We start from the raw sequence: 3,758 nt of genomic DNA on the forward strand, positions 1-3,758 counted from the left end.
TCCTTGCCCAGCATGAAGGTTGAATCAGATTTGCACGCCTAAGGGAATCCCACGCCGATTCAGCCTCAATTCATTCCGCTCTAGTTCGGAGCGTGTCGATGCCACGTCCCAGAATCCAGTTCACCACGGAGCCGAGTGTGTTGCCGACTGTGGCGACCGCAAGGAGCAGCGCCGGATCGCCGCGACCCGAGACGAGCAGGCCGGCGAGCACCACTTCCGATGAGACCGGCAGGATGGTTGCGGCGAGGAACGCGCTGATGAACAGCGCGCCATAGAGCGCCGCCACCTCGGCCTATGCCTGCACGTCGACAACGCCCATCATGCCCAGCTGCTCATGCTCGAGGATGTGGCAGTGATACATCCTCGGCCCCGGCCGATCCTGGCGCAGCAGCAGCCGCACCGTTTCGCCGCGTGCCACATTGACGGTATCCTTCGAGGAAAGGTAGGCAGGTTTCGAGACCTTGCCGTCGCGTTCGTGCTCGACCACCTGGAACTGCGTCCCGTGCACATGGAACGGGTGGTCCATGTCCGCTTTGTTGACGATCTCCCAAAGCTCGACTTGTCCTGCCTTGGCGACGATGTCGATGCGGTTCATGTCGAAGGCCGCGCCGTTGATCAGGAACCCCATCTCCATGCCGCTGGCGTTCATGGCCATGGTTTCGGTGAACACGAAGCGCCGGCTGACGGCAGGAGCGCCGAGGAACGCAATCGGCCGCAGCCTGTCGGGCAGCGGCGGGACCGGCTCGGCCGGCGTCCTCGAAACATTGACCGTGAGCAGTGTCAGGCCTGCATCGGCAGGACGGTCTGCGCCCATCCAGCCGCGATCGTAATCGAGCGTGTACAGCGTGTCAGGGCCGGGCTTGTCGAAAGACACGATCAGTTCAAGGCGTTCCGCAGGACTGAGAAGAATTTCCTTGGCTGCGACCGGTGCCTCCAAGAGGCCGCCGTCCGTTCCGATAATCATCATCGAGGCTTGATCGAAGGAAAGTCGAAGGAACCGCGCGTTGGTCGCATTGTAAAGCCGGAAGCGCCGCTTCGTGCCAAAGGGAACTGCTAGCCGAGGATTCTTCTGTCCGTTGACAAGCACATGATCGCCGACGCGTCCGTTCATCAGGTCCGTCATCGTATTGTCCGGCATCGTGCCGTCGGCGGCGAGGCGAAGGTCGGTGAAGACCAGCACCGTATCGCCATATTCGGCCGGGATCGGATCGATTTTCGGTTTGACGACGAACGCGCCGGCAAGGCCGCGATAGACTTGCTCGGCCGTCTTGCCGTGCGGATGCGGATGATACCAGTACGAACCCGCGCTGCCTTCCGGCAGGTCGAAGCTGTAGGTGCGGTCGGCGCCAGTTGCGACGGGGTCCATCGGATTGCCGTCCTGGTCGGCGGGCACCGGCATGCCATGCCAATGGATGGTGCTCGTCTCTTCAGGAATTCGGTTCGCGAAGGTGATCTCGACCCGGTCACCCTCGACCGCCTCGATCAGCGGCCCGGGGCTGGTGCCGTTATAGCCGAGGATCGGCGTGTCCAGTCCTTCGGCAAAACGCACCGAGGCGCGCTGGGCCGTCAGCTTCGCCTTGAACAGGCCGGGGGTGCCGGCTTCGTTGGCAAGGCGGGGCAAGTCGCGAAGCACTTTTCCTTCCGGCAGCACGACCGTGCTCTGCGGCGCCTCGCCCATGTCGTGGCCTGCGTGGCCACCCATATCCATGCCGGGCATGTCGTCCATCTTCATCTGGGCGATGGCGCGCTGGCTCACAAGAACCGTCGCAAGACCCGCCGCCAGAAAACCGCGTCGATGCATCTGTCGTCTCCTCGATCAGCCATTGAACGCTGAGGTCGATCCTAAGAGGACTGCCGATACCCGGTCAGGTCAATGCGGCGTTTAGGCCATCTGGTCGCCCCAGCATCATGGCCATTGGAACTCGTCCGTGGTCGAGCCGCCCGCGCAACCATCGCGCCAAAGACCCGCCATGGGCACCAACCGCCAGCGGCTCACACGAACAGCCCGCCTTAGCCGACCCTGACGACAAAATGCTTCGTCACCGGCTCGATGATCTTCCAGGTTCGCTTGAAATCGGCTTCCACGACGAAGGCGTCGCCGGGGCCCACCTCGACCGGCGTGCCGCCGTCGGGGGTGATGATGATGCGGCCGGCGATCATGTGCACGAACTCATAGTCGGCGTAGGTCGCGTGATAGCTGCCGGGCGTCGCTTGCCAGGTTCCCGACAACACCTTGCCGTCCTCGGTCGTGTGCTGGACGGCGGTTTTCATGGTCGGCTTGCCTTCGACCACGACCCAGCCCGCCAGATCGCCGGGTTCCGCGTTCTCGACGGCGCCGAATTTGAGGATCGTGCTGCGTGTCATGTCCTTGGCTCCGTCTATGCGTTATGGGCATTGTTTGCCCGGACGGGTCAGATATCCGATGCACCTGCCGCGGGCAATGCCGCCACCGGCGCCAGTAGGGCTCCGAACTCAGCTTAACAAAAAACCTGACGGCAGCCAGCTCGGCGGTGTCGGCAGCTTTCGTACCGGCAGGATAGGAATTTTTTCTTGACTCCGTGACCTCAGCTATGGTAGATATTTAGACATGGTGCTGATTTGCGCCAGTGACCCGCCGCACAGGCGGGTTTTTCGTTTGATGCTCTGTCAGCCAACGCGCCGGCTAAGGAACCCGTTAACCCGAGTTCGTTGCCTGGCGGCGCCAGGCGCCCGCGATACGGCCTAGGGTTTGTGCCGTGCCGAAACCAGCTCGGCCTTGCGCCTTGCCGTCTCCAGCCCGAGCCCGATGAAGGCGCGCGCGTGCTTGGCCAGCGCCATGTTGTCCGTCCAGAGATTGCGCCAGATGGCGGTCTTCTTCGACAGGTTCTCATCGACGATCTCCGACGAGAAGGATTCGAAGCTGAGGTCGTCGCGGTAGCCGATAGCCGTGAGCGCATCGAAGATCGCGGCGAAGTCGATATTGCCAGTGCCGAGGAAGCCGCGATGGCTTTCGCCAATATGGACATAGCCGATCTTATCTGCGGCATGGCGGATGGCCAGCCCGACATCGGCCTCCTCGATGTTCATGTGAAAGGTGTCGAGATGCAGGAAGATGTTGTCCGAGCCGGTATCCTCGATGAACGCCAGCCCTTGCGCGGCGGTGTTGAGCAGGTTGCTTTCGAAGCGGTTGACTATCTCGAGATTGAGCGTGACGCCGGCCGCCTTGGCCGTCTCGGCGACCTTCGCCAGCGTGCCGGCGCTGCGCTGCCATTGATCGCGCGTCGGCGCCTCGACCTGCAGTCCGTGACTGGTCGAGAGAATGCCGGCGACCTTCCGGCCGCCGAGATCGCGCGTCAGCGCGATGGTGTCGCTGAGGATTTCGACGCCACGCGCGGCAATCGCCTCGTCGGCGCTCGAAATGTCGCCATCACGAGGCAATCCGATGCTGATCGCGACGCCCAGGTCGAGATCGACGATGCGCCTGGCAAGCCCGCTTATGTCGACATTGGCGGGGTCGAGATAGGAGAACTCGATCAGGTCGAAGCCGGCCTCTTTGGTGTTGGCGAGCGTTCGTTCCAGATCGGCCTGCGCCGAGCTCGCCGACCAGACGAAAGAATGAATTCCAATACGTGACATCATCGTCTCCGGCTTCTGCACATCGGACCCAGAGGCGGAGCCGATGCCTGGACAAGACGTGGGGGGGGGGGGGGGGGGGGGGGGGGGGGGGGGGGGGGGGGGGGGGGGGGGGGGGGGGGGGGGGGGGGGGGGGGGGGGGGGGG

4 protein-coding genes are annotated in these 3,758 nt (G+C 63.4%); all 4 read right to left on the reverse strand.

Features of this window, described 5'->3' with window-relative positions:
- Positions 1–70: 70 nt before the first annotated feature.
- A complete protein-coding gene (locus NKH57_RS33455) occupies positions 71–286 on the reverse strand; it encodes a YqaA family protein (protein WP_502907371.1) in 216 nt (71 codons plus the stop codon).
- Between the two features lie 6 nt (positions 287–292).
- Positions 293–1,801, reverse strand: coding sequence for a multicopper oxidase family protein (locus tag NKH57_RS33460; RefSeq protein WP_352950607.1), 1,509 nt, complete (start codon positions 1,799–1,801; stop codon positions 293–295).
- 209 nt (positions 1,802–2,010) lie between these two features.
- On the reverse strand, positions 2,011–2,364 hold the full coding sequence (locus NKH57_RS33465) for a cupin domain-containing protein (protein WP_352950609.1): 354 nt from the start codon (positions 2,362–2,364) through the stop codon (positions 2,011–2,013).
- 357 nt (positions 2,365–2,721) lie between these two features.
- A complete protein-coding gene (locus tag NKH57_RS33470; RefSeq protein WP_352950611.1) occupies positions 2,722–3,615 on the reverse strand; it encodes a sugar phosphate isomerase/epimerase family protein in 894 nt (297 codons plus the stop codon).
- Positions 3,616–3,758: the final 143 nt, after the last annotated feature.

The sequence above is a fragment of the Mesorhizobium sp. M1050 genome, assembly GCF_040318715.1.
Classification (GTDB): Bacteria; Pseudomonadota; Alphaproteobacteria; order Rhizobiales; family Rhizobiaceae; genus Mesorhizobium.

Coding starts and splice junctions, on each gene's coding strand:
- NKH57_RS33470 (WP_352950611.1), bottom strand. CDS start 3,615: ATGTCACGTATTGGAATTCATTCTTTCGTCTGGTCGGCGAGCTCGGCG.
- NKH57_RS33465 (WP_352950609.1), bottom strand. CDS start 2,364: ATGACACGCAGCACGATCCTCAAATTCGGCGCCGTCGAGAACGCGGAA.
- NKH57_RS33460 (WP_352950607.1), bottom strand. CDS start 1,801: ATGCATCGACGCGGTTTTCTGGCGGCGGGTCTTGCGACGGTTCTTGTG.